Source organism: Pararhizobium gei, from assembly GCF_029223885.1.
Lineage (GTDB): Bacteria > Pseudomonadota > Alphaproteobacteria > Rhizobiales > Rhizobiaceae > Pararhizobium > Pararhizobium gei.
Map to the genome: position 1 here is coordinate 613829 of NZ_CP119409.1, position 21478 is coordinate 635306.

23 protein-coding genes are annotated in these 21478 nt (G+C 60.3%); 11 read left to right on the plus strand and 12 right to left on the minus strand.

Annotated features, from left to right (window positions below; translation table 11 throughout):
* Positions 1 to 2: 2 nt before the first annotated feature.
* Complete coding sequence (locus PY308_RS02825; protein ID WP_275787836.1) at positions 3 to 1586, minus strand: peptide chain release factor 3; 1584 nt, start codon at positions 1584 to 1586, stop codon at positions 3 to 5.
* A gap of 96 nt (positions 1587 to 1682) precedes the next feature.
* Between PY308_RS02825 and dut the strand changes: the two genes are divergently transcribed.
* Positions 1683 to 2153 (plus strand): dUTP diphosphatase, encoded by a 471-nt coding sequence (dut, locus tag PY308_RS02830; RefSeq protein ID WP_275787839.1) that lies wholly within the window; start codon positions 1683 to 1685, stop codon positions 2151 to 2153.
* A 56-nt stretch (positions 2154 to 2209) separates the two neighbouring features.
* Here the strand turns inward: dut and PY308_RS02835 are convergent, their stop codons facing one another.
* Entirely contained in the window at positions 2210 to 2656 is a 447-nt protein-coding gene (locus PY308_RS02835; RefSeq protein WP_275787842.1) for an Lrp/AsnC family transcriptional regulator, read from the minus strand.
* 134 nt (positions 2657 to 2790) lie between these two features.
* Here PY308_RS02835 and PY308_RS02840 point away from each other — a divergent pair, with 134 nt between their 5' ends.
* From PY308_RS02840 to cysK, 3 genes are read left to right on the plus strand one after another with little or no spacing between them, the layout of a single operon-like run.
* Positions 2791 to 3687, plus strand: coding sequence for a DMT family transporter (locus PY308_RS02840; RefSeq protein WP_275787845.1), 897 nt, complete (start codon positions 2791 to 2793; stop codon positions 3685 to 3687).
* A 25-nt stretch (positions 3688 to 3712) separates the two neighbouring features.
* On the plus strand, positions 3713 to 3901 hold the full coding sequence (locus PY308_RS02845) for a hypothetical protein (protein WP_275787848.1): 189 nt from the start codon (positions 3713 to 3715) through the stop codon (positions 3899 to 3901).
* A gap of 24 nt (positions 3902 to 3925) precedes the next feature.
* On the plus strand, positions 3926 to 4894 hold the full coding sequence (gene cysK / locus PY308_RS02850) for a cysteine synthase A (protein ID WP_275787850.1): 969 nt from the start codon (positions 3926 to 3928) through the stop codon (positions 4892 to 4894).
* Between the two features lie 64 nt (positions 4895 to 4958).
* On the opposite strand, the gene PY308_RS02855 is transcribed toward cysK, so the two are convergent.
* The 9 genes from PY308_RS02855 to PY308_RS02895 all read right to left on the minus strand — a co-directional run bounded on the left by PY308_RS02855 (position 4959) and on the right by PY308_RS02895 (position 14227).
* Positions 4959 to 6491 carry a YifB family Mg chelatase-like AAA ATPase gene (locus PY308_RS02855; RefSeq protein WP_275787852.1) on the minus strand — a complete coding sequence of 511 codons (1533 nt, stop codon included), beginning with the start codon at positions 6489 to 6491 and terminating at the stop codon, positions 4959 to 4961.
* Between the two features lie 219 nt (positions 6492 to 6710).
* Positions 6711 to 7658, minus strand: coding sequence for a glutathione synthase (gene gshB / locus PY308_RS02860; protein WP_275787855.1), 948 nt, complete (start codon positions 7656 to 7658; stop codon positions 6711 to 6713).
* Between the two features lie 91 nt (positions 7659 to 7749).
* Positions 7750 to 8877: a sn-glycerol-3-phosphate import ATP-binding protein UgpC gene (locus tag PY308_RS02865; protein WP_275787856.1), complete on the minus strand. Its 1128-nt coding sequence runs from the start codon at positions 8875 to 8877 to the stop codon at positions 7750 to 7752.
* Positions 8878 to 8879: 2 nt separating this feature from the next.
* Positions 8880 to 9728, minus strand: coding sequence for a sn-glycerol-3-phosphate ABC transporter permease UgpE (gene ugpE, locus PY308_RS02870; RefSeq protein WP_275787859.1), 849 nt, complete (start codon positions 9726 to 9728; stop codon positions 8880 to 8882).
* Positions 9729 to 9738: 10 nt separating this feature from the next.
* Positions 9739 to 10623 (minus strand): sn-glycerol-3-phosphate ABC transporter permease UgpA, encoded by an 885-nt coding sequence (gene ugpA, locus PY308_RS02875; protein ID WP_275787861.1) that lies wholly within the window; start codon positions 10621 to 10623, stop codon positions 9739 to 9741.
* Between the two features lie 69 nt (positions 10624 to 10692).
* Positions 10693 to 12009, minus strand: coding sequence for a sn-glycerol-3-phosphate ABC transporter substrate-binding protein UgpB (ugpB, locus tag PY308_RS02880; protein WP_275787864.1), 1317 nt, complete (start codon positions 12007 to 12009; stop codon positions 10693 to 10695).
* Positions 12010 to 12134: 125 nt separating this feature from the next.
* Positions 12135 to 12503: a YraN family protein gene (locus tag PY308_RS02885; protein WP_275787867.1), complete on the minus strand. Its 369-nt coding sequence runs from the start codon at positions 12501 to 12503 to the stop codon at positions 12135 to 12137.
* The gene (gene rsmI, locus PY308_RS02890) at positions 12493 to 13422 is read right to left on the minus strand and encodes a 16S rRNA (cytidine(1402)-2'-O)-methyltransferase (RefSeq protein ID WP_275787870.1); all 930 of its coding nucleotides are present in this window, start codon (positions 13420 to 13422) and stop codon (positions 12493 to 12495) included. Before rsmI ends, PY308_RS02885 begins: the two co-directional genes overlap by 11 nt.
* A 172-nt stretch (positions 13423 to 13594) precedes the next feature.
* Positions 13595 to 14227 carry a CatB-related O-acetyltransferase gene (locus PY308_RS02895; RefSeq protein WP_275787873.1) on the minus strand — a complete coding sequence of 211 codons (633 nt, stop codon included), beginning with the start codon at positions 14225 to 14227 and terminating at the stop codon, positions 13595 to 13597.
* 439 nt (positions 14228 to 14666) lie between these two features.
* Between PY308_RS02895 and dnaN the strand changes: the two genes are divergently transcribed.
* From dnaN to PY308_RS02925, 6 genes are all read left to right on the plus strand, one after another.
* Positions 14667 to 15785, plus strand: a complete 1119-nt coding sequence (gene dnaN / locus PY308_RS02900; RefSeq protein WP_275787875.1) for a DNA polymerase III subunit beta — start codon at positions 14667 to 14669, stop codon at positions 15783 to 15785.
* A gap of 339 nt (positions 15786 to 16124) precedes the next feature.
* Positions 16125 to 16307, plus strand: coding sequence for a hypothetical protein (locus tag PY308_RS02905; RefSeq protein WP_275787878.1), 183 nt, complete (start codon positions 16125 to 16127; stop codon positions 16305 to 16307).
* Between the two features lie 127 nt (positions 16308 to 16434).
* Positions 16435 to 17031 (plus strand): phospholipid N-methyltransferase PmtA, encoded by a 597-nt coding sequence (pmtA, locus tag PY308_RS02910; protein ID WP_434064192.1) that lies wholly within the window; start codon positions 16435 to 16437, stop codon positions 17029 to 17031.
* Positions 17032 to 17124: 93 nt separating this feature from the next.
* A complete protein-coding gene (gene pyrF / locus PY308_RS02915) occupies positions 17125 to 17835 on the plus strand; it encodes an orotidine-5'-phosphate decarboxylase (RefSeq protein WP_275787880.1) in 711 nt (236 codons plus the stop codon).
* A 63-nt stretch (positions 17836 to 17898) separates the two neighbouring features.
* On the plus strand, positions 17899 to 18186 hold the full coding sequence (locus PY308_RS02920; protein ID WP_275790995.1) for a DUF1330 domain-containing protein: 288 nt from the start codon (positions 17899 to 17901) through the stop codon (positions 18184 to 18186).
* Positions 18187 to 18305: 119 nt separating this feature from the next.
* Entirely contained in the window at positions 18306 to 19286 is a 981-nt protein-coding gene (locus tag PY308_RS02925) for a complex I NDUFA9 subunit family protein (protein WP_275787883.1), read from the plus strand.
* A 499-nt stretch (positions 19287 to 19785) separates the two neighbouring features.
* On the opposite strand, the gene PY308_RS02930 is transcribed toward PY308_RS02925, so the two are convergent.
* Positions 19786 to 20592, minus strand: coding sequence for an undecaprenyl-diphosphate phosphatase (locus PY308_RS02930; protein WP_275787886.1), 807 nt, complete (start codon positions 20590 to 20592; stop codon positions 19786 to 19788).
* 160 nt (positions 20593 to 20752) lie between these two features.
* Here PY308_RS02930 and PY308_RS02935 point away from each other — a divergent pair, with 160 nt between their 5' ends.
* On the plus strand, positions 20753 to 21445 hold the full coding sequence (locus tag PY308_RS02935) for a glutathione S-transferase family protein (RefSeq protein WP_275787889.1): 693 nt from the start codon (positions 20753 to 20755) through the stop codon (positions 21443 to 21445).
* The last annotated feature ends 33 nt before the right edge of the window (positions 21446 to 21478 follow it).

Genomic DNA, 21478 nt, shown 5'->3' on the forward strand with positions numbered 1-21478 from the left:
TATCAGGCCGCCTTGGCGACGTGATATTCCTTGATGGCGACCATCTTGATGGCCGGATAGCGTTCTGCCTCATAGCGCAGCGAAAACGAATCCTGCGCCAGAAATACCGGGTCGCCATCCAGATCGCGGGCGATATCGCCGCGCCGGGCGGTGACGAACTTGTCGAGGTCGGCCTGCTGGTCGGCCGAAATCCAGCGGCAGACCGAGAAACGGGCGACCTCGAAGGACACGGGCAAGCCATATTCCGATTGCAGGCGCTCTTTCAGCACGTCGAGCTGAAGCGCGCCGACGACGCCGACGATGGCGGGTGACCCGTCCTCGGGCGAGAACAACTGCACCACGCCTTCTTCGGCCATCTGCTGCAGCGCTTCCTTCAGCTTTTTCGCCTTCATCGCGTCTTCCAGCCGCACGCGGCGGAGGATTTCCGGCGAGAAGTTGGGAACCCCCTGGAACACCAGCTGTTCGCCCTCGGTCAACGTGTCACCGATCCTAAGCGTGCCATGATTGGGAATGCCCACGACGTCGCCCGCATAGGCGGTGTCCGCCAGTTGGCGCTGCGAGGCAAAGAAAAACTGCGGAGCGCTAAGGCCGAGCTGCTTGCCGGTGCGCGACAGCCGCGCCTTCATGCCGCGCTCCAGCTTGCCAGAGCAGACGCGGGCGAAAGCGATGCGGTCACGGTGGTTCGGGTCCATGTTCGCCTGGATCTTGAAGACGAAGGCCGTCATTTTTTCGTCGGTGGCGTGAACCGTGCGAATATCCGCCACCTGGTCGCGCGGCGGCGGCGCAAAATCGCCCAGCGCGTCGATGAGGTCACGCACACCATAATTGCGCAGCGCTGAGCCGAAAAAGACCGGCGTCATATGGCCTTCGAGAAAGGCCTTGCGATTGAAAGGCCGGCAGGCTTCGATCGCCAGTTCCGTCTCATCGATGAAGGTCTTGCGCTCGTTCTCGGGCAGGCGATCGGCGACAGCCTGCGGACCGTTGACCTTCAGCGCCTCGACCTGCGTGTCGTTGCCGCGCACCGAATTCTCGGCGAGATAGTAGGAGCCGCAGAAGGATTTCGACCGGCCGATCGGCCAGGTGATCGGCGCGCAATCGAGCGCTAGCTTTTCCTCGACTTCATCGAGAATTTCGAAGGGATCGCGGCTTTCGCGGTCCATTTTGTTGATGAAGGTAATGATCGGGATATCGCGCATGCGGCAGACTTCGAACAGCTTCAATGTCCGCGGCTCGATGCCCTTGGCAGCATCGATGACCATGACCGCCGCATCCACGGCCGTCAGTGTCCGATAGGTGTCGTCGGCAAAATCTTCGTGCCCGGGCGTGTCGAGAATATTGAAGACATTGCCGCCGTACTCGAAGGTCATCACCGACGTGACGACCGAAATGCCGCGCTCGCGCTCGATCTTCATCCAGTCGGAGCGCGTCTGGATCCTGTCTTTCTTTGCCTTCACCTCGCCGGCAAGCTGGATCGCGCCGCCGAACAAAAGCAGTTTTTCGGTCAAGGTTGTCTTGCCCGCGTCCGGATGTGCGATAATAGCAAAGGTGCGGCGGCGGGATACCGCCTCGGCGAGACTTTCGGCCATGATGTCAATCCTGTGAATTGCCGCGTATGTAGCGGAGCCGTGGATAACTTGCAATTCGCATTGACTGGGCCGCGGCTTGAATTGCTAAGGAGAGGCATGACCCATCCATCGCAGACACGCCCCGACCTCCGCCTTGTTCGCCTGCCGAACGCAGAAGGCATCGATCTTCCTGCCTACGAGACCGCAGGCGCAGCCGGCATGGATGTCCGGGCGGCGGTCCCGGCCGATCGGCCGCTGTTGCTTGGGCCCGGCAAGCGGGCATTGGTCCCGACAGGCTTCATCTTCGAGATTCCGGCCGGCTATGAAGCGCAGATTCGCCCGCGTTCGGGGTTGGCTTTCAAGCACGGCATTACCTGCCTCAACACGCCAGGCACGATCGACAGCGATTATCGGGGCGAGGTGAAGGTTATGCTGGTCAATCTTGGTGACGAGGATTTCGTCATCGAGCGCGGCATGCGCATCGCCCAGATGGTGATAGCGCCCGTGACGCAGGTTTGTGTCCGCGAAGTTGCGGCGGTTGGCGAAACTCAGCGCGGTGCCGGCGGGTTCGGCTCGACGGGCGTTTAGCGGGGATAGTGGCCTCACCAGGCCTGTGTGGTGTCCCGATCAGGACTTCAGATCGCCTACCGGCCAAGGGTCAAGGGCGGCAATCGGCGCTTTACCGGCGATGATTTGATGATGGACGTATTGGTCTGGGCTCGCTCGGCGATACGGTCGAGAATGGTGTCCAGCTGTTCCATGTCCCTCACCAGCAGTTTGGCGATGAAGCAGTCGTCGCCGGTGACCTTGTCGCACTCCACAAATTCAGGCGTCTCCTGGATCATTTTTTCAACGATATGGAGCATGCCGGGCATCGGGCGCACCCGAACGATCGCCTGAAGTCCATAGCCGAGCGCCGCCGGGTTGATACCGATGGTGAAGCCCGTGATGATGCCGCGGTCTTCCAGACGCCGCAACCGATCGGCGGTGCTGGGCGAGGAAAGACCGGCTTCCTGCGCAAGGTCCTTCAGCGAGATGCGCGCATTGACGGAAAGAAGGTCGAGTAGGCGGCGGTCGAGATCGTCAAGCAAGCAAGCCTCCACAAGGAAATTTCTTCAATTTGCCTTCCATGATGAGGGAAGATAACGGGTTTGCCTTCCAAAATCCATATATCTAGCCGTCACGCCGGATTATTCTCTCATCTGGTTCAAATTGAGGGAACAATATGGAAAAGGATATCAGAACCGGCGGCATCGAGATGACGGCTGCCATGCTGATTTCAGGCACGATCGGATGGTTCGTGCTGATGTCGGGGCAACCCGTAATCGACGTCGTGCTGTGGCGGTGCCTGTTCGGGGCTCTGTCGCTTCTGATCGTCTGCGCTTGTCTCGGCCATTTTCGCGCCGGTCTGCTCACATGGCGGTTGCTGGGCTTCGCCGCTCTCGGTGGCGTCGCCATCGTCGTCAACTGGCTGCTTTTGTTCGGCGCCTATGCGCGGTCGTCGATTTCGATTGCGACAATGGTCTATAACACGCAGCCCTTCATGCTGCTGGCCATCGGGGGATTGTTCTTCGGGGAGAAGATTACCGCCGCGAAGCTTGCCTGGCTCGGCGTCGCCTTTGCCGGCATGGTCGCGATCATCGACGCGAAACCGGCCGGCGATATCAGCGGCAGCGACTATCTGACGGGAATTGCCATGGCTTTGGCCGCGGCATTTTTCTATGCGCTTGCAGCCCTGGTCGCCAAACGACTGAAGGGCACGCCGCCGCATCTCATTGCGCTGATTCAGGTGGTTACCGGCCTTCTGATGCTGGCGCCCTTCGCCGGCGCCTCCGGCCTGCCGGACACGGCCTATCAATGGGCCTTGCTGGTCGCCATGGGCGCTGTTCATACCGGGCTGATGTATAGTCTGCTCTACAGCGCGATCCAGAAGCTTCCGACGCATCTGACGGGGGCGCTTTCCTTCATCTATCCTGTCGCCGCCCTTGCGGTCGACCGCATCGCATTTGGCCACCAACTGCAACCGGTGCAGCTCCTCGGCTCCGCTTCAATCCTGATCGCGGCGGCGGGCATGACATTCGGCTGGACCTTCTCTCGCCGGGTGAAACATCAGGCCAGCTGAAACATGGTCGGCGACGGCTTCCACCATGGAACCGGCCGCAGGCACGATCAATGAATTGACGGAAAGACTGGTCGCAAACGCAGCCCAAATCGCCGCCCCGCGCTACCCGGAAAAATCGTCCTTCGCAGGCCGGTTCCGCGACAGATTTTTCCGGGTAGCGCAGGCAGCCGGAGAACGGCGCTCTGGCAAGCTTGCGGCTTTGATCCTATCCTGACGGCAACTGGAAAGGGAGAGCACCATGTCAGATCAGCGCAAGCCCGGCCGCGGCCGCGTCTATTCTTCTATCACGGAGACCATCGGCGATACGCCGATCGTTCGCCTCGACAAGCTGGCGAAGGAACATGACGTCAAGGCGCATCTCCTCGCAAAGCTGGAATTCTTCAATCCGATCGCCTCCGTCAAGGACCGCATCGGCGTCGCGATGATCGAATCGCTGGAAGCGCAGGGCAAGATCACGCCCGGCAGCACTACCCTAATCGAGCCGACCTCCGGCAATACCGGCATCGCGCTTGCCTTCGCCGCCGCCGCCAAGGGATACAAGCTGATCCTCACCATGCCGGAAACCATGTCGGTCGAGCGGCGCAAGATGCTTGCACTGCTCGGCGCGGAACTCGTTCTCACCGAAGGCCCGAAGGGAATGAAAGGCGCCATCGCCAAGGCCGAGGAACTGGCCGCCGCCCTGCCCGACGCCATTATTCCCCAGCAATTCGAAAATCCGGCCAATCCCGAAATCCACCGCAAGACGACGGCCGAGGAAATCTGGAACGACACGGACGGCACCATCGATATCCTCGTCTCCGGCATTGGCACCGGAGGCACGATCACCGGTGCCGGGCAGGTGCTCAAGGGTCGTAAGCCTTCGATCAAGGTGATTGCCGTCGAGCCTGAGGAATCTCCGGTTCTCTCGGGCGGCGCGCCCGGACCCCACAAGATCCAGGGGATCGGCGCCGGTTTTGCGCCGGCCATTCTCGACACCACGATCTATGACGAGGTGGTCACGGTTTCCAGCGCCGAAGCCATCGAAACGGCCCGCCACGTGGCGCGTCTGGAAGGAGTACCGGTCGGGATTTCATCGGGCGCGGCCCTGAAGGCTGCCATCAAGGTCGGCCAGCGGCCGGAAAACGAAGGCAAGACCATCGTCGTGATCATTCCATCCTTTGCCGAGCGCTATCTTTCGACAGCTCTTTTTGAAGGCCTGGGCGGCTGAGCTTTCGCGGACCCCCAGCTCGGTAAAGCACGCGGGTCGCCGGGATAACCTGTCCCGGCGTTCATCACGCCGCCGCCGTCAGCCGCTCGCCGGCAATCCGGTAGGAAATCGCTTCCGCCAGATGGATACGCCCGACGGTGGTCTTCTCGTCGAGATCGGCGAGCGTGCGCGCAACCTTCAGGATGCGGTGATAACCGCGAGCGGAAAATTTCATCTTTTCCGCAGCGTCCCTAAGCAACTGCAGACCGCCTGTATCGAGATCGGCAATCTTTTCGATCATGGCGGTCGAGCATCGGGCATTGCTCAGGATCTGCGGCATGCCGAAGGCAATGAACCGATCAATCTGGATCTCACGGGCACGGGCAACCCGCCGGGCGACGACGGCGCTCGGTTCGGCCGGCGCGGGACGAATAAGGTCTGCGGCACTGACGGAAGGCACGTCGATACGGATGTCGATCCGGTCCATCAGCGGGCCGGAGATACGGCCCTGATAATCGGCAACGCAGCGCGGTCCGCGGGCGCAGCTATGGCCCGGCTCGCCTGCCATGCCGCAGCGGCAGGGATTCATCGCCGCCACGAGCTGGATGGCGGCCGGATAGGTGACGCGGTGGTTGGCGCGGGCGATGATACATTCAGCGGTTTCGAGCGGCTGGCGCAGCGCGTCCAGAACCTGCGGCGTGAACTCCGGAAACTCATCGAGAAAGAGAACGCCATTATGGGCGAGCGAGGCCTCGCCCGGCTTGGCACGCAATCCGCCGCCGATCATTGCTGCCATTGTCGCCGAATGATGCGGTGTCCGGAACGGGCGCCGGTCCGACAGCTTGCCGCCCGGGAGTTGTCCGGCGATGGAATGGATCATCGAGACTTCGAGCAGTTCGGACGGCGACAGCGGCGGCAAAATGGAGGGCAGGCGGGCGGCGAGCATCGATTTCCCGGAGCCTGGCGGTCCAACCATCAGCAGGTTGTGATTTCCGGCAGCTGCGACTTCAAGCGCCCGCTTGGCGCTTTCCTGTCCCTTGATATCGGCAAGATCGGGCATGTTGGCGGGCGTCGCACGAATGGCCGGTTCCGGACGGGACAGGACTTGCGTCCCGCGAAAATGATTGGCCAGCGCAATCAGGCTGCGCGGCGCCAGAATGTCGATCTCCGCACCCGCCCAGGCGGCTTCCGCGCCGCTGTCAGACGGGCAGATCAGACCTTTGCCAAGGGAATTGGCGCCGATGGCGGCCGGCAGCGCACCGGCAACGGCTGCAATGGTGCCATCGAGATTAAGCTCGCCGATCACCACGTAACCGCCCAGAGCGTCCGCGGGGATGGCACCCAGCGCCGCCATCAGGCCGAGCGCTATGGCAAGATCGAAATGACTGCCCTCTTTCGGGAGATCCGCAGGGGCCAGGTTGACCGTGACCTTCTTGGCTGGAAGAGACAATCCGGACGCGTGCAATGCCGCCTGAACGCGCTCCCGACTTTCGGCGACGGCCTTGTCCGGCAGACCGACAATCTGCATTCCGACCTTGCCGGGTGCAATCATCACCTGAACGTCGACCGGTAGGCCCTCTATCCCCTGAAACGCAACCGTACTGACACGCGCGACCATGATTGCCCCTCTTGCCGCGGCAGAGCGCCATGCCCTGTGGCCACAACCGCTCGGGTTGCACGAGAAAATCTTGCACGGTTTCGGGAATAAAACAAGAACAATTATCGAACGAATACGCGCTTTATGATTGGCAGGGTTGCAGCAGGTTGCATTTTGCGAACGAAGCAGAACAACCGTGAACACAGAGCGGTTGCAGGCCTGCCTGGCCCGGACAGGTCCTTAGCTGCGTTTGCGTTCGATGGCATCCCAGAGCAGCGCGGCGATGTCGGCGCCACCGAACTTCTTGACTTCGCGGATGCCCGTCGGCGAGGTGACGTTGATTTCGGTCATGACGTCGCCGATCACGTCGATACCGACAAGCAGGAAGCCGCGTTCCCGAAGCGCCGGGCCGATGCGGGCGCAGATCTCCTTTTCCCGCGTGGTCAGTTCCGTCGGCATCGGCGTTCCCCCGGCGTGCATGTTGGAGCGCGCGTCATGCTCCGCCGGCACGCGGTTGATCGCGCCGACCGGCTCGCCGTCGATCAGGATGATGCGTTTGTCGCCCTTGCGGACCGCCGGCAGATATTCCTGCGCGATGAAGGGCTCGCGAAACATCTGTCCGAACATTTCCAGCAAGGAAGACATATTGCGGTCGTCGCGGGTCGAGTGAAAGACGCCGGCGCCCCCGTTGCCGTAGAGCGGTTTCAGGATGATGTCGCCCATCTCGGCGCGGAAACTGGCGATCTCGGCGGGGTCGCGGGTAATCAGGGTCTTCGGCATCAGGTCAGGAAATTCGGTGACGAAGATCTTTTCCGGCGAATTGCGCACCCAGGCAGGATCGTTGACAACAAGCGTCTTCGGGTGGATGCGCTCCAGCAGGTGGGTCGAGGTGATATAGGACATATCGAAGGGCGGATCCTGGCGGAGAAGCACGACATCCATAGTCGACAGGTCGATGCGCTCTGCCTCGCCCAGCTTATAGTGATCGCCTTTCACATCGCGCAGCGTCATCGGCTGAACTGTGGCGAAAACCTTGCCATCGCGAAGGGAAAGCTGGCCTGGCGTGTAGTGAAACAATTTGTAGCCGCGCGCCTGCGCTTCGAGGCTCATGGCGAAAGTCGAGTCGCCCGCGATATTGATACCCGAGACGTGATCCATCTGGATCGCGACGTTCACGATGTTCGCCATGTTTTCTTTCCTCATTCGCAAAGCCCGCCACATGTAGAATGCGGGCTGGGCTTAGGCAAGGGAGTCGGGGCTAAGGCCGACTGATCCCCTGTTACGAAGCGACCGTCTCCAGGAGCGCGCGTTGCGAGGCGGCGGTCGTGTGTTGGTCCGGTGCGGACGCGAAAGGCTGGCTCAGGCGCTTGCCCGTATCCGGGTCGAAAAAGTGCAGGCTGTCGAGCGAAAAGCCAAGGCGAAGGGTTTCGCCGATCTCGATCGCCGGCGACAGCGCAGCCGTTAGTTTCTTGCCATCCACTTTGCCGTGAACAAGACGTTGCGCACCGAGTTCCTCGACATAGTCCACCTTCAGGATTACCGATGGACCGTCGGCACCAGCGATCTTCAGATCCTCGGCGCGAAGGCCGACCGTCACAGGTCCCGGGCAGCCGGGAACCCGGCCGAGCGCGACCATCTGACTGCCGATGTGAAGTTGCGTGCCCTCGCGCGTCGCCTTCAGAAGGTTCATCGCAGGCGAGCCGATGAAGGAGGCAACGAAGGTGGAGGCGGGTGTGTGGTAGACTTCCAGCGGGCGGCCGATCTGTTCAATCTTTCCGCCGTTCAGGACAACCAGCCGATCAGCGAGCGTCATGGCTTCGAGCTGGTCGTGGGTGACATAGAGCGAGGTCGTGCCGAGGCGCTTCTGCAACTGTTTGATTTCGCCGCGCATGGACACGCGCAGCTTGGCGTCGAGGTTGGACAGCGGCTCGTCGAACAGGAAGGCGGCCGGCTTGCGCACGATCGCGCGGCCCATGGCAACACGCTGGCGCTGGCCCCCGGACAGGGCGCGGGGCTTGCGGTCGAGAAAAGTCTCGATCTCCAGCATACGGGCGGCTTCCGCCACGCGGGCGTCGATTTCGGCTTTCGGCGTGCCGCGATTTTTCAAACCGTAGGCCAGATTATTATAGACGGTCATATGCGGATAGAGCGCATAATTCTGGAAGACCATGGCGATGTCGCGGTCGGCAGGCTCCTTGGTGTTGACCACCTGTCCTCCGATCGAGACGGTGCCTTCGCTGATCGTTTCCAGGCCGGCGACCATGCGCAGCAGCGTGGACTTGCCGCAGCCGGATGGGCCGACGAGCACGATGAACTCGCCATCGGCGACGTTGATGGACACCGTGTCGACCGCTTTGACGCCGCCTGCATAGATCTTGGAAACATTGGCGATTTCGATGCCGGCCATGGTCATTTCTCCGTTTCGGTGAGGCCGCGGATGAACAGCCGCTGCATCAGCATGACAATCGCGACCGGGGGCAGCATGGCGAGCACCGCACCGGCCATCACGAGGTTCCACTGGATTTCGCCGTCCTGCACGGCCACCATCCGCTTCATGCCCATCATCAGCGTGTAGTAGCCGAGGTCCGTGGTGACGAGCACCGGCCAGAGATACTGGATCCAGCCATAGATGAAGAGGATGACGAACAGCGCCGCGATGTTGGTCTGGCTGAGCGGCAGGAGGATATCGCGGAAGAACTTCATCGGCCCGGCGCCATCGACACGCGACGCTTCGAGCATTTCTTCCGGCACGGTCATGAAGAACTGGCGAAAGAGGAAGGTTGCCGTTGCCGATGCGATCAGCGGAATGGTGAGACCGGCCCAGGAGTTCAGCATGCCGAGATCGGCGACGATCTTGTAGGTCGGCATGATGCGCACCTCGACCGGCAGCATCAGCGTGATGAAGATGATCCAGAACGCCAGGAGCCGGAGGGGAAAGCGGAAATAGACGATCGCGAAGGCGGACAGGATAGAGATCGCGATCTTTCCAAAGGTGATGACGAGCGCCATGATCAGCGAGTTCATCGCCATCAGCGGGAAGGATGGCAGTCCGTTTGCAGCCGAGACATTGGTGAAGATGGCCGTGTAATTTTCCAGAAAATGGCTGCCCGGCAAAAGCGGCACGGCGCTGCTCATCAGCGTCTGGGCGTCATGGGTTGACGCCACGATCGCGACATAGACCGGAAACGCCACGATCAGAAAGCCTGATATCAGGAAGGCGTGGGTGAGAAAGGTCAGGAAGGGACGGTTTTCGACCATGGTGTGCTCCTCAGTACTGCACGCGGCGTTCCACGAAGCGGAACTGGATGACTGTGAGGACCACGACGATCAGCATCAGCACGACGGACTGGGCTGCCGAAGAGCCGAGATTGAGACCGAGATAGCCGTCCTGGTAGACCTTGTAGACCAGAATATTGGTGGACTGCGCCGGTCCGCCCTGCGTGGTCGCGTCGACGATGCTGAACGTGTCGAACATGGTGTAGTTCACATTGATGATGAACAGGAAAAACGTCGTCGGCGACAGCAGCGGCAGGGAGATCGTGAAGAACCGCTTGATCGGACCAGAGCCATCGATGGCGGCGGCCTCCATTAGCGATTGCGGCACGGATTGCAGTCCGGCGAGAAAGAACAGGAAATTGTAGGAAATCTGCTTCCAGGCGGCAGCGATGATCAGAAGGATCATTGCATGGGTGGGATTGAGAGTGTGATCCCAGCGAATGCCGAGCGATGCCAGGTAATAGGGCAGGATCCCCGTCGTGTTGTTGAACAGGAAGAACCACAGGATGCCGGCAATGACGGGGGCGACGGCGTAAGGCCAGACGAGCAGCGTCGTATAGACCTTGGCCGAGCGGGCAAGTCGATCGACGGCCACAGCAAAGAGCAGGCCAAGCCCCATGGAGATCACCGTGACGGAAACGGCGAAGACGGCCGTGGTCATCAGCGATTGCAGATAGTTCGGGTCGAGAAACAGCCGTTTGTAATGGGTCAGGCCAACGAAGACCGTTGACATGCCGAAGGGGTCTTCGCGCTCGAACGAGGATTTGATGGCCTGCCCGGCCGGCCAGATGAAGAACACCAGCGTGATGATCAGCTGCGGCGCGAGCAGCAGATAGGGTAAAAGCCGGTTGTTGAAGGTGGAACGCTTGGTTTCCATGGTATTCCCGCAGGCTGAAATGCGAAGAGAGGGCCGGCTGGCGGCCCTCTCTCTCAAACGCGTCAGGCGTCAGTTGGCGGCCTGGAACTCGCGCAGCAGGTCGTTGCCGCGTGTGACGGCGGAATCGAGTGCCTGCTGGGCGTCCTTCGTGCCGGACAGCAGCGCCTGGAACTCTTCGTCCACGACCTTGCGGACCTGGGTGAAGTTGCCGAAGCGCACGCCCTTGGAATTGGCCGACGGCGTGCCGCGGGTGATCTGCTTGATCGCGATGTCCGAGCCCGGGTTCTTTTCGTAGTAGCCCTGGCTCTGGCCCAGTTCGTAAGCGGCATTGGTGATCGGCAGGTAGCCGGTATACTGGTGCCAGTCGGCCTGGACCTCCGGCTTCGACAGATAGCTGAAGAACTTCGCGACGCCCTTGTAGGTCGCATCGTCCTTGCCATTCAGCACCCACAGTGTGGCGCCGCCGATGATCGAGTTCTTCGGCTCCTGGATTTCGTCTTTATAATAGGGAAGCTGGGCGAAACCCGGGGTGAAGTCCTTGGCGTTCTTGATCACACCGGCGCGGCCAGCCGACGAATTCATCGTGATCGCGCATTCCTGGGCATAGAACTTGGTCGCGGCATCATCGCCACCAACCGGACCGCCATACTGGAACAGGCCCTCGTCCGACCACGTCTTCAGGTTTGCCCAATGCTTGACCTGCAGCGGGCCGTTGAATTCAAATTCCGTATCGAAGCCGCCAAAGCCGTTGTCGAGCGAACCGAAGGGCTTGTCATGGATGGCCGACAGGTTCTCGGTTTGAACCCAGGTGATCCAGGCCGACGTGAAACCGCATTTTGCAGCGCCGGAAGAGACAATCTTTTTCGAGAATTCTTCAACTTCGGCCCATGTCTTCGGCGCGACTTCCGGGTCGAGACCGGCTTTCTTGAAGACGTCCTTGTTGTAGTACATGATCGGCGTGGAGGAGTTGAACGGGAACGACAGGATGTTGCCGTCCGTATCGGAATAGTAGCCGGTCACCGGCGTCAGGAAGGATTTCGTGTCGAAGGGCTCGCCCTGATCGGCCATCAGCTTGTAAACGGGATAGACGGCGCCCTTGGCGGCCATCATGGTGCCGGTGCCGACTTCGAAGACCTGGACGATGGCCGGCTGCTGGTTGGCGCGGAAGGCGGCGATTGCGGCTGTCAGGGTTTCCGGATAGGTGCCCTTGTAGACCGGCGTGACGACATAATCGCTCTGGCTGGCGTTGAAGGTTTTGGCGACCTCCTCGAGCTTCTGTCCGAGTTCGCCGCCCATGGCATGCCACCAGGTGATTTCGGTGGCAGCGAGCGAGGTGGTTGCGGAAAGCGCCAGCGCGGCGGCGGCAAGAATGAGCTTCTGGATCATGACGAGTCCTTTTCACCAGTTGGGATGAGATGGTGGACCGTCGAATAGGCGAGGTTTGTGACGCTTGGACCAAGCTTTTGTGTCAGTTGAATTACAATTCCCGGAGATGATCGTGAGGGAGATCGTCAGAATGCATCCTTCAGGTGCCGGGGCCAACGCCAGGGCAGCACGGCGATAATATCGTAGCGAACCGAAAGGCGCGCGAAATCCGGCTGACGCGCCAGCCAGAGATCGCTTGCAGCGCGAATGCGTTGTTGGGTAAGGTCCGAAACGGCAAAGACCGACTGGTCCAGCGTGGCGCGGGCCTTGACCTCGACACAGGCGATCAGGTCTCCCTTGCGGGCGATGATGTCGATCTCGCCGAGCTTGGTGCGGTAGCGGAAGCCGACGATGCGGTAGCCCATGAGAAGCAGGGCCGCTGCCGCCCGATATTCGGCCAACGCGCCGCGCCGCAGTGCCTTCAGCCGCTTCCTGTCAGGCGCCTCACGCTTCATCGCGTCCCTTCAACTCCAGAAGGCGGTCGTAAAGGTCCTTGCGGTTGAGGCCAGTCTGTTTCGCCGCTTCGGTTGCGGCCTTGCCGGTTGGCATATCCTTGACGAGCTTCACCAGAATAGCATCGACATCGATCGGATCGGGGGCTGCCGGCGCGTCCGGCGGCGCAATCACCAGCACGATCTCGCCTTTTACCGTCGCGCCCTCGTCGTAGAAGGCTTTCAATTCTCTAAGCGTGCCGCGACGAAACTCCTCGAAGGTCTTGGTCAGTTCCCGGCAGACCGAAGCACGGCGGTCCGGGCCGAGTTCGTCGGCCGCAGCCGTAATCGTCGCCGCAATCCTGTGCGGCGATTCAAAGAAGATCAGCGTTGCCGGCACGAGAGACAGCTCGCGCAGCCGGTCGCGTCGCGCCTTGTCCTTGGACGGCAGGAAGCCGGCAAAGAAGAAGGCATCGTTCGACAGGCCGGAACCGACCAGCGCTGCCAGTGGCGCGGATGCCCCGGGGATCGGCACGACCCGGTGGCCAGCCGCAATCGCGATCTGCCCGAGCCGGTAGCCGGGATCCGAGACCAGCGGCGTGCCGGCATCCGACACCAGCGCCACCGACTTGCCGGCATCGAGCGCCGCCAACAGCTTCGGCCCGGCTTCGTTGGCATTGTGTTCGTGATAGGCATAGGGCCGGTTGACGATGCCGTAGCGATCGAGCAGCACGCGGGTCACGCGCGTATCCTCGCAGGCCAGCACATCGGCACCGGCCAAGGTCTCCAGCGCGCGCAGGGTGATATCGGACAGATTGCCGATCGGGGTGGCCACCAGATAGAGCGCCGGCTCCAGCGGGCGGGCAGGAATGGTGGCGTTGTGCAGGCGATAGGTTTTCTGCCGCTCGCCCGTCTGTGCCTCGCCCGATGCTTGGTTTTCCACTGTGGTGTCTTTCCGTGTGTTTTGGCTTGCCTTTATGGGGGAGTGGTACAGTGGGGACAAGGGCTGACGCGTTGGATGTGGGGCAAGTCGACAGAAGCATTGAAGCAGCAAGACGGCTATTTGGGCCGAGCGGTATTAATATGCCACGGCAAGAACTGGGATTGCCTGGTTGTCAAACCCGTTTAAGGGCAGCAAGGTCACCCGTCTCAAGGAAAATCAAGTTCGCCTCGATTTTTTCAACGGGCCAATCCCACCAAGCAATATCGAGAAGCTCGCTGATTATCTCCGCGGGGTAGCGCATTCGGATGACCGTGGCCGGGTTTCCTCCAACGACGGCGTAAGCTGGAACGTCACGGGCAACGACCGATCCTGCGGCAACGATTGCGCCTACACCGATTTGAACACCCGGCATGATGGCTGCATTATGGCCAATCCACACATCGTGCCCGACAATTGTATCTTTCACGGGTAGGTCTCTGTAGCCAAAAGTCTCGGGTCTGAAGATGCGGAAAGGGTAGGTTGAAAAGCCCGTCATTGGATGGTTGGCAGAACTAGTTATGAAATAACTTCCCCGAGCGATCTGCACAAACTTGCCGATGACCAGCAGTTCGCGGACACTGTGACCCAGGTAGGGGGCAAGTATTTCAGCAGTGTTCTCCGGCTTACCGGAATGGGTGAAATAGCTGTATTCGCCAATCTCCATGCGCGGATGACTGATGACGTTCTTCAGGTAGACGGTGTCGTGATAGAGTGTGCCGTCCGGCAGAGTGATTGGGTGCGTTGCATTCACATTGAGAAGAGACATTAGAAGTACCGTTCAAATAAGCCAGCGAAGGAGTGTCTCAGGCTAAACTCCAAGGCAGAAGGAATCCATCGAGCGACTCAAATGCTTTCATGAATGTTTTGAATTGCGCTTTGCTTTACGCTTTACGGTAGCATTCGCATTTAACTCATATCGAGATGCAGACAGCCTGATCTACGATACGACTTTGTGGCGATACCGAAAGCCGTTGGGCGGAGGGCTTTTGCCGCATCCACCACCCATAACCCACGATACAACTCGCGACGCGATACTGGGGACGACCACCCGACCCCATCCACAATCATCCCCCATCCCCCGCGATAGGCCTTGCATTTCCCGGCGTCTTTCTGCCATTTTGCGCGTCCACATCTCTGCAGCCAAAAAGCAGTCCAAAATTAGACGCCGGAACACATCCGGCGATGGTTGAAAGCGGTAGCATCCCATGCGCATTACTCTCGAGCGGTCCAATCTTCTGAAGTCGCTGAACCACGTCCATCGCGTGGTCGAGCGGCGCAACACCATTCCGATCCTCTCGAACGTGCTTCTGCGCTCCGACGGTGCAAGCCTCGAAATGAAGGCGACCGATCTCGATCTCGAAATCACCGAGGCGACGCCGGCCCAGGTTGAGGTTGCGGGCGCAACGACGGTGCCGGCGCATCTGTTGTATGACATCGTGCGGAAGCTGCCGGATGGTTCGGAAGTGGCGCTTGCCACCAATGCCGAAGGGACTGCCATGACGGTGCAGTCCGGCCGCTCGAAATTCTCGCTGCAGTGCCTGCCGCAATCGGATTTCCCGGACCTGACCGCCGGCGTCTTCACCCACACATTCCGCATGAAGGCGACCGACCTCAAGATGCTGATCGATCGCACACAGTTTGCGATCTCGACAGAGGAAACCCGTTATTATCTGAACGGCATCTATATCCACACGATCGAAAGCAAAGGCCAGCTGAAGCTGCGTGCCGTCGCGACTGACGGCCACCGCCTTGCCCGCGCCGATCTCGAAGCGCCCTCCGGTTCGGAGGGCATGCCGGGCATCATCATCCCGCGCAAGACCGTCAGTGAATTGCAGAAGCTCGTCGATAATCCCGATGTCGTCGTCACCGTCGAAGTCTCCGACGCCAAGATACGCCTGACCATCGGTTCGATCATCATGACTTCCAAGCTGATCGACGGCACCTTCCCGGATTACCAGCGTGTGATCCCGGCCAACAACGACCGCGAGTTGAAGATCGACTGCCAGTCCTTTGCGCAGGCTGTCGATCGTGTCTCGACGATTTCCTCGGAACGGGGCCGTGCTGTCAAGCTTGCTCTCTCCGACGGGCAATTGACCCTGACGGTCAACAATCCGGATTCGGGCAGCGCAACGGAAGAGCTTGCCGTCGGCTACGATAGCGATCCGCTGGAAATCGGCTTCAATGCAAAATATCTGCTCGATATCACCGCCCAACTTTCGGGCTCCGAGGCCGTCTTCATGCTGGCCGATGCCGGCTCGCCGACACTGGTGCGCGACATGGCAGGCGATGACGCGCTCTACGTTCTGATGCCGATGCGGGTCTAGCTGCGCCAGATAGCACGTCGCGTGACAGCCGGAACGATCTCGGGCCGCTGTCGTTTGTTCCCTGCGCGTCCGATTGAAACTATCCTGAGCGGCGGGGCGCACTCTACCCCTGAGAGGCTGCGCCAAAAGGTTGGTCTTGCTTATGTATCGCCTCGCTTCCGTCGTTTGAGATCAAAGGCGCGTGTTACGGCTGCTGGCCCCGGCCAGAGCTTAAGCCGAATAAGACTTTTTCAGCCTTTCTCACACTCGGAACAAGATGCCGGGGCGCTAGCAGAAGCCCGTGACAGCCATGTCTCGGGTGGACCTGGCTTCGGAGCGACGGCGTTGTGCGGGTGCGGCATGCCGTCGATCCGACAGGAGAGTTCCCGAACGCCGGAATTCGTCGATTTTCCGCGCGAGCATTCCATCGCGCTCGTTTGCGCCGATCTCGACAACCTTCAAGAAATCACGTGCACGGTTGATGCAAGCGGTCTGATCGCGCGCTTCGGTCGCCATGTTCTGCCCGGCGAACGCAGTCAATGACGCGAAAAGACTTGTTTTTGTCGCATCGAGCGTCGCATAGTCAGGGCTCAAATAGTCGCGTCGTCTCACCCGATGAGATCACATGACGTGATGCTTCAGGCGTCTGCGACCTATGGTGGAGATATGCATGAATTTTCGTCTGAAAGAGCGGTTCGGCAAGAAGTTTGATGAGGAAATCCGTTTCTTTAGGGGCTGGAAAAGCAATATGAAGGCTGTCGGTGCCATTGTACCGACCTCCGGGATCACTGCCCGCCGCATGGCCAGTGTCATCAATCCGGATTCGGGACTGCCTGTTCTGGAACTCGGACCCGGCACCGGCGTCATCACCAAAGCGATCCTCCAGACAGGCATCGAGCCGAAGAAGCTGGTTTCCGTCGAGTATTCCACCGATTTTTTCCAGCATCTCGTCAGGACCTACCCAGGCGTCGATTTCGTCAATGGCGATGCCTTCGATCTCGACAAGACGCTCGGTCCCGACAGGCAAAAGCAGTTCGACTGCGTTATTTCCGCTGTTCCGCTGCTCAACTTTCCCATGCATGCCAGGGTCTCGCTGATCCAAAATCTCCTGGCCCGGATTCCCGTCGGCCGGCCCGTGATGCAAATTTCCTATGGCCCTCTGTCGCCCGTCGTCGCCATGCCGGACCGCTACCAGATTTCCCATTTCGATTTCGTTGTACGCAACATCCCGCCTGCGCAATTGTGGGTTTATCGCAAGGCGCATTGAGAGACGCGGTGGCGCGGCATCGCCGTTTTTCCTTGCGCGCCTTTCGGCGGCATGCGACTGGGAGCCGTTTGAGCTCTTTAAAGGATGGCAAAAATGACTGCGACCGCACGCGACCGGCTGATCGTTGGCCTTGATGTCCCGACCACCGGCGAGGCGGAGGCGATCGTCAAAACACTTGGGGACGACGTGCTGCTCTACAAGATCGGCTATCAGCTGGTCTTTGCCGGCGGGCTGGAACTCGCCCGCGATCTGGCAGCCGACGGCAAGAAGGTCTTTCTCGACATGAAGCTGCTCGATATCGACAACACGGTCGCCAAGGGCGTCGAGAACATCGTCAGGATGGGAATGTCGATGCTCACACTCCATGCCTACCCGAAAGCCATGAAAGCGGCAGTCGAGGCGGCACAGGGTTCCGGCCTGTGTCTCCTGGGCGTTACGGTGCTGACGTCGATGGATGCCACGGATGTCGCGGAGGCCGGCTACCAGCATGATCCGCATGCGCTTGTGCTTCGCAGGGCGGAACAGGCGCGCCTGGCGGGGATGGGCGGCATTGTCTGCTCGGCCGAGGAATCATCGGCCGCCCGCAAAATCCTTGGTCCTGACATGGCGATCGTCACGCCCGGCATACGTCCGGCGGGCAGTGCCAAGGGAGACCAGAAACGCGTCATGACACCTGCGGATGCTTTGTCGGCCGGGTCCAGTCATCTCGTCGTCGGTCGCCCCATCGTCGAAGCGGCCGCGCCGAGAGAGGCAGCACTTGCCATCCTGCAAGAGATGAGCGGCGCGTTGAAATCACAAGCGTGACCCTTCAAATGAAATGATCGACGGAAGAGTCAAAACTGTAGCTTTCAGCAAAGGGACGGGATGATGAGCAAGGGATACTGGATCGCGCGCGTCGATGTTCGTGATGCCGAGCGGTACAAGGACTATGTCGCCGCCGCCAAGCCGGCCTTCGAAAGGTATGGCGCGCGGTTTCTGGCCCGCGGCGGTGCTTTCAAGCGTCTTGAGGGCGAGGCCCGGGACCGCAACGTGGTCATCGAGTTTCCATCGCTTGAGGCGGCGGTGGACTGTTACAATTCGCCTGAATATCAGCTTGCCGCGGCAATCCGTCAGGAGGTGGCAAGCGCCGAGATAGTCGTGGTCGAGGGCGTCTGACTTTGCCTCGTCCAGACGGCGTACGCTTTGGGCCGCCGCTCTGATATGCCTTTCCGTTGCAAGATGATTGGTCTATGACGTTCGCAGAGACCATGCCGTAGATCAGGAGTGCCGCCGCCATGACCTTGTCCAATCTTCCCCAGCTCGTCACCGTTTTCGGCGGGTCAGGATTTGTCGGTCGTCATGTGGTGCGGGCTCTGGCCAGGCGCGGTTATAATATTCGCGTCGCGGTGCGTCGTCCGGATCTCGCCGGCTTCTTGCAGCCGCTTGGCAATGTTGGGCAGATTTCCTTCGTTCAGGCCAACCTGCGCTACCGTCAGTCGGTGGATGCCGCTGTTGAAGGCGCCGATCACGTCGTCAACTGCGTCGGTATCCTCTTCGAAGCCGGGCGGAACACCTTCGATTCGGTGCAGGATTTCGGCGCACGCGCCATTGCCGAAGCAGCCCGTAGCGCCGGTGCGACATTGACGCATGTTTCCGCAATCGGCGCCGACGCCAGTGGCCAATCGGTCTATGCCAAATCAAAGGGTCGGGCGGAAAACGCAATCCTGGAGATCAAGCCGGACGCCATCATCTTGCGTCCCTCGATCGTCTTCGGGCCAGAGGATGGCTTCTTCAACAAATTCGCCGAGATGGCCCGCTTTTCGCCGGCCTTGCCGCTGGTCGGCGGCGGCAATACGGCTTTTCAGCCTGTCTATGTCGCCGATGTCGCCGAGGCGATTGCCAAATCCGTGGATGGCAAGGTTCCCAGAGGCAGGATCTACGAACTGGGTGGCCCGGATGTGCTGACATTCAAGAACTGCCTCGAAATCCTGTTGAAGACCATCGATCGGAAACGTGCGCTGGTGCCGTTGCCTTTTGGTGTCGCATCCATGATCGGCTCGGTCGCGTCTCTGGTGCCCTTCATTGCGCCGCCTTTGACGCCGGATCAGGTTATTCTGCTCAAAAGCGACAATGTCGTTTCCGCTGTTGCGAAAGCAGAGGGCCGGACCCTGGAAGCGTTCGGCATCGAGCCTGCGTCGGTCGAGGCCATCCTGCCGTCGTATGTGGTGCGCTATCGCCCCAAGGGGCAGTATACCCGCTCCGGCAGTGCGGCCTGAACCCGAGCGGGCCTACAAAATCCGACCAATAAGAAAGCTAGGCTGCCGGTGTCCAACGGCGGCCTTTTTTATGACCCTAAAGAAAGCGTTGCAGTTCTGCCGCACCTGAAAAGGCGATTGTTCTTTACCGAGGATTCAGCATCTCCAGATATTGATAGCGACGGTTGCAGCGCATAGACAACAGCCGCGCCGCTTGGCTTCCAAAAGCAGGCTGGCGCCGTCACATCATTTGAAGAGGCATGGGTTTCATGGGCAAGTCGATCGCAATTTTCTTTGCGTGCGCGGCACTTATCGTTCTGGCTGGCTCATTTGCCGCACCGAAGACGGTTGCCGGCAATCGCGGCTGTGCGCCGGCCTATGGCGTTGATCCCTGCACGACGGCCTCGATCGGCCGGATCACCGAATAGAGTTCAAGCCGCACGGCGGCAGTGTTCATGGCGGGGGCCAGGGACCGCATGCAGTCTCCTTTCGGGACACTGCATGCGGTTTTTTCATGGCCTCAACCGAATAGCCACAGGCCGATCAGCCCAGCGGTGCCGACGACGATGCGCCAGATGGCAAAAGGCGCGAAGCCTCGGTTGGAGACGAAATTCAAAAGTGACCGCACGACCAGCAGCGCCGATACGAAGGCGGCGATGAACCCGACCGCGATCACGCCGACATCGTTGAAATCAAGGGCATTGCGGTTCTTGTAGAGATCGAGCGTAAAAGCGCCGAGCATCGTCGGCATGGCAAGAAAGAAGGAAAACTCGGCCGCTGAGCGTTTGTCGGTTCCCATCAGCAGCGCGCCGGCAATGGTCGCGCCCGAGCGGGACGTGCCGGGGATCATGGCAAGGCACTGGAACAGCCCGATCTTCAGCGCCAGCGATGGCGGATAGTCCATGACATCACGGTATCGGGGCGTCAGCGGCAGGCGGTCGATCGCATAGAGCACGATCCCGCCGACGATCAGGACAACACAGATCAACACGGGCGTCTCGAACAAAACGGTCTTGATAAAATCATGCGCGACCACGCCGATTAGTGCTGCTGGAAGAAAGGCCAGCAGCACGGAGAGCACGAACCGGCGAGCCTTGGCGCTGGAGGGGAGGGCAGTCGCGATCGAAAGCAGCCGTTGGAAATAGACAAGCAGAATGGCGAGGATCGCGCCGAGCTGGATCAGGACGGCAAAGGTGTTGCCGGGCGACTTGAAACCCAGAAAATGCCCGGCCAGCAGCACATGCGCGGTCGAGGATACGGGAATGAATTCGGTAAGCCCCTCGATGAGGCCAAGAATGAGCGCGCTGATGATCGATTGATCGGCCATGGGTTAAGTATCCCTGAAGCATTGGGGGTTAAGGTCGGGGACCATCGAATTGGCTGATTCGCTTGTGTTTGCGGCAGCAAGTTCCTATAGCTTTTTCAAACGAGCCCTGGCCAGACCAAACCGCCGTGACAACCATCCCCCAAGGAACCGACGATAACGAATGCCAACTCTCTATCATCATCCTATGTCGACCGCGTCCCGATTTGTCCGGCTCATCCTGTCCGAGTACGGATATCAGACGGAACTTGCCGAAGAACAGCCCTGGGAAAAGAGGCGGGACTTTCTGGCGCTCAATCCGGCTGGAACGCTTCCCGTCTATGTCGATGACAGCATGCGGGCGCTCTGCGGCGCAACCGTGATCTCGGAATATCTCGACGAGACCAACGGCGTCCTCAAGCGCGATCGACGGCTCCTGGCGGAAGATCCGTTCCAGCGCGCCGAAATTCGCCGGCTGGTGGAATGGTTTCTTCTGAAAATGGAAGCCGATGTGACCCGGCCCCTGGTGCGGGAGCGCATTTACAAGCTCCAGATGACCCCCGACCAGGGCGGCGGTGCGCCCGATTCGAAAGTTTTGCGCACGTCGCGCGCCAATATCCGCCAGCATTTGAAATATCTCGGTTGGCTCGCGGGCTCGCGCACCTACCTCGCCGGCGACCGCCTGTCCTACGCCGATCTTGCCGCGGCCGCTGCGGTGTCGGTGCTCGACTATCTCGGCGAAATCGACTGGTCGGAGGTTCCGGCGGTCAAGGACTGGTACCAGAGACTGAAGTCGCGCCCCTCCTTCCGGCCGCTTCTGGCGGAGCGGGTGCGCGGCGTCACGCCCGTTTCCCATTACGCCGATCTCGACTTTTAGGGCGCGATGCCGGTGGCAGCGGGTGGGCTTTAC

Coding starts and splice junctions, on each gene's coding strand:
- PY308_RS02925 (WP_275787883.1), top strand. CDS start 18,306: ATGACCTTGTCCAATCTTCCCCAGCTCGTCACCGTTTTCGGCGGGTCA.
- PY308_RS02935 (WP_275787889.1), top strand. CDS start 20,753: ATGCCAACTCTCTATCATCATCCTATGTCGACCGCGTCCCGATTTGTC.
- PY308_RS02905 (WP_275787878.1), top strand. CDS start 16,125: ATGCCGTCGATCCGACAGGAGAGTTCCCGAACGCCGGAATTCGTCGAT.
- pmtA (WP_434064192.1), top strand. CDS start 16,435: ATGAATTTTCGTCTGAAAGAGCGGTTCGGCAAGAAGTTTGATGAGGAA.
- gshB (WP_275787855.1), bottom strand. CDS start 7,658: ATGGCGAACATCGTGAACGTCGCGATCCAGATGGATCACGTCTCGGGT.
- dut (WP_275787839.1), top strand. CDS start 1,683: ATGACCCATCCATCGCAGACACGCCCCGACCTCCGCCTTGTTCGCCTG.
- PY308_RS02930 (WP_275787886.1), bottom strand. CDS start 20,592: ATGGCCGATCAATCGATCATCAGCGCGCTCATTCTTGGCCTCATCGAG.
- PY308_RS02825 (WP_275787836.1), bottom strand. CDS start 1,586: ATGGCCGAAAGTCTCGCCGAGGCGGTATCCCGCCGCCGCACCTTTGCT.
- ugpE (WP_275787859.1), bottom strand. CDS start 9,728: ATGGTCGAAAACCGTCCCTTCCTGACCTTTCTCACCCACGCCTTCCTG.
- dnaN (WP_275787875.1), top strand. CDS start 14,667: ATGCGCATTACTCTCGAGCGGTCCAATCTTCTGAAGTCGCTGAACCAC.
- pyrF (WP_275787880.1), top strand. CDS start 17,125: ATGACTGCGACCGCACGCGACCGGCTGATCGTTGGCCTTGATGTCCCG.
- PY308_RS02845 (WP_275787848.1), top strand. CDS start 3,713: ATGGAACCGGCCGCAGGCACGATCAATGAATTGACGGAAAGACTGGTC.
- ugpA (WP_275787861.1), bottom strand. CDS start 10,623: ATGGAAACCAAGCGTTCCACCTTCAACAACCGGCTTTTACCCTATCTG.
- PY308_RS02895 (WP_275787873.1), bottom strand. CDS start 14,227: ATGTCTCTTCTCAATGTGAATGCAACGCACCCAATCACTCTGCCGGAC.
- PY308_RS02840 (WP_275787845.1), top strand. CDS start 2,791: ATGGAAAAGGATATCAGAACCGGCGGCATCGAGATGACGGCTGCCATG.
- cysK (WP_275787850.1), top strand. CDS start 3,926: ATGTCAGATCAGCGCAAGCCCGGCCGCGGCCGCGTCTATTCTTCTATC.
- PY308_RS02865 (WP_275787856.1), bottom strand. CDS start 8,877: ATGGCCGGCATCGAAATCGCCAATGTTTCCAAGATCTATGCAGGCGGC.
- PY308_RS02855 (WP_275787852.1), bottom strand. CDS start 6,491: ATGGTCGCGCGTGTCAGTACGGTTGCGTTTCAGGGGATAGAGGGCCTA.
- PY308_RS02920 (WP_275790995.1), top strand. CDS start 17,899: ATGAGCAAGGGATACTGGATCGCGCGCGTCGATGTTCGTGATGCCGAG.
- ugpB (WP_275787864.1), bottom strand. CDS start 12,009: ATGATCCAGAAGCTCATTCTTGCCGCCGCCGCGCTGGCGCTTTCCGCA.
- PY308_RS02885 (WP_275787867.1), bottom strand. CDS start 12,503: ATGAAGCGTGAGGCGCCTGACAGGAAGCGGCTGAAGGCACTGCGGCGC.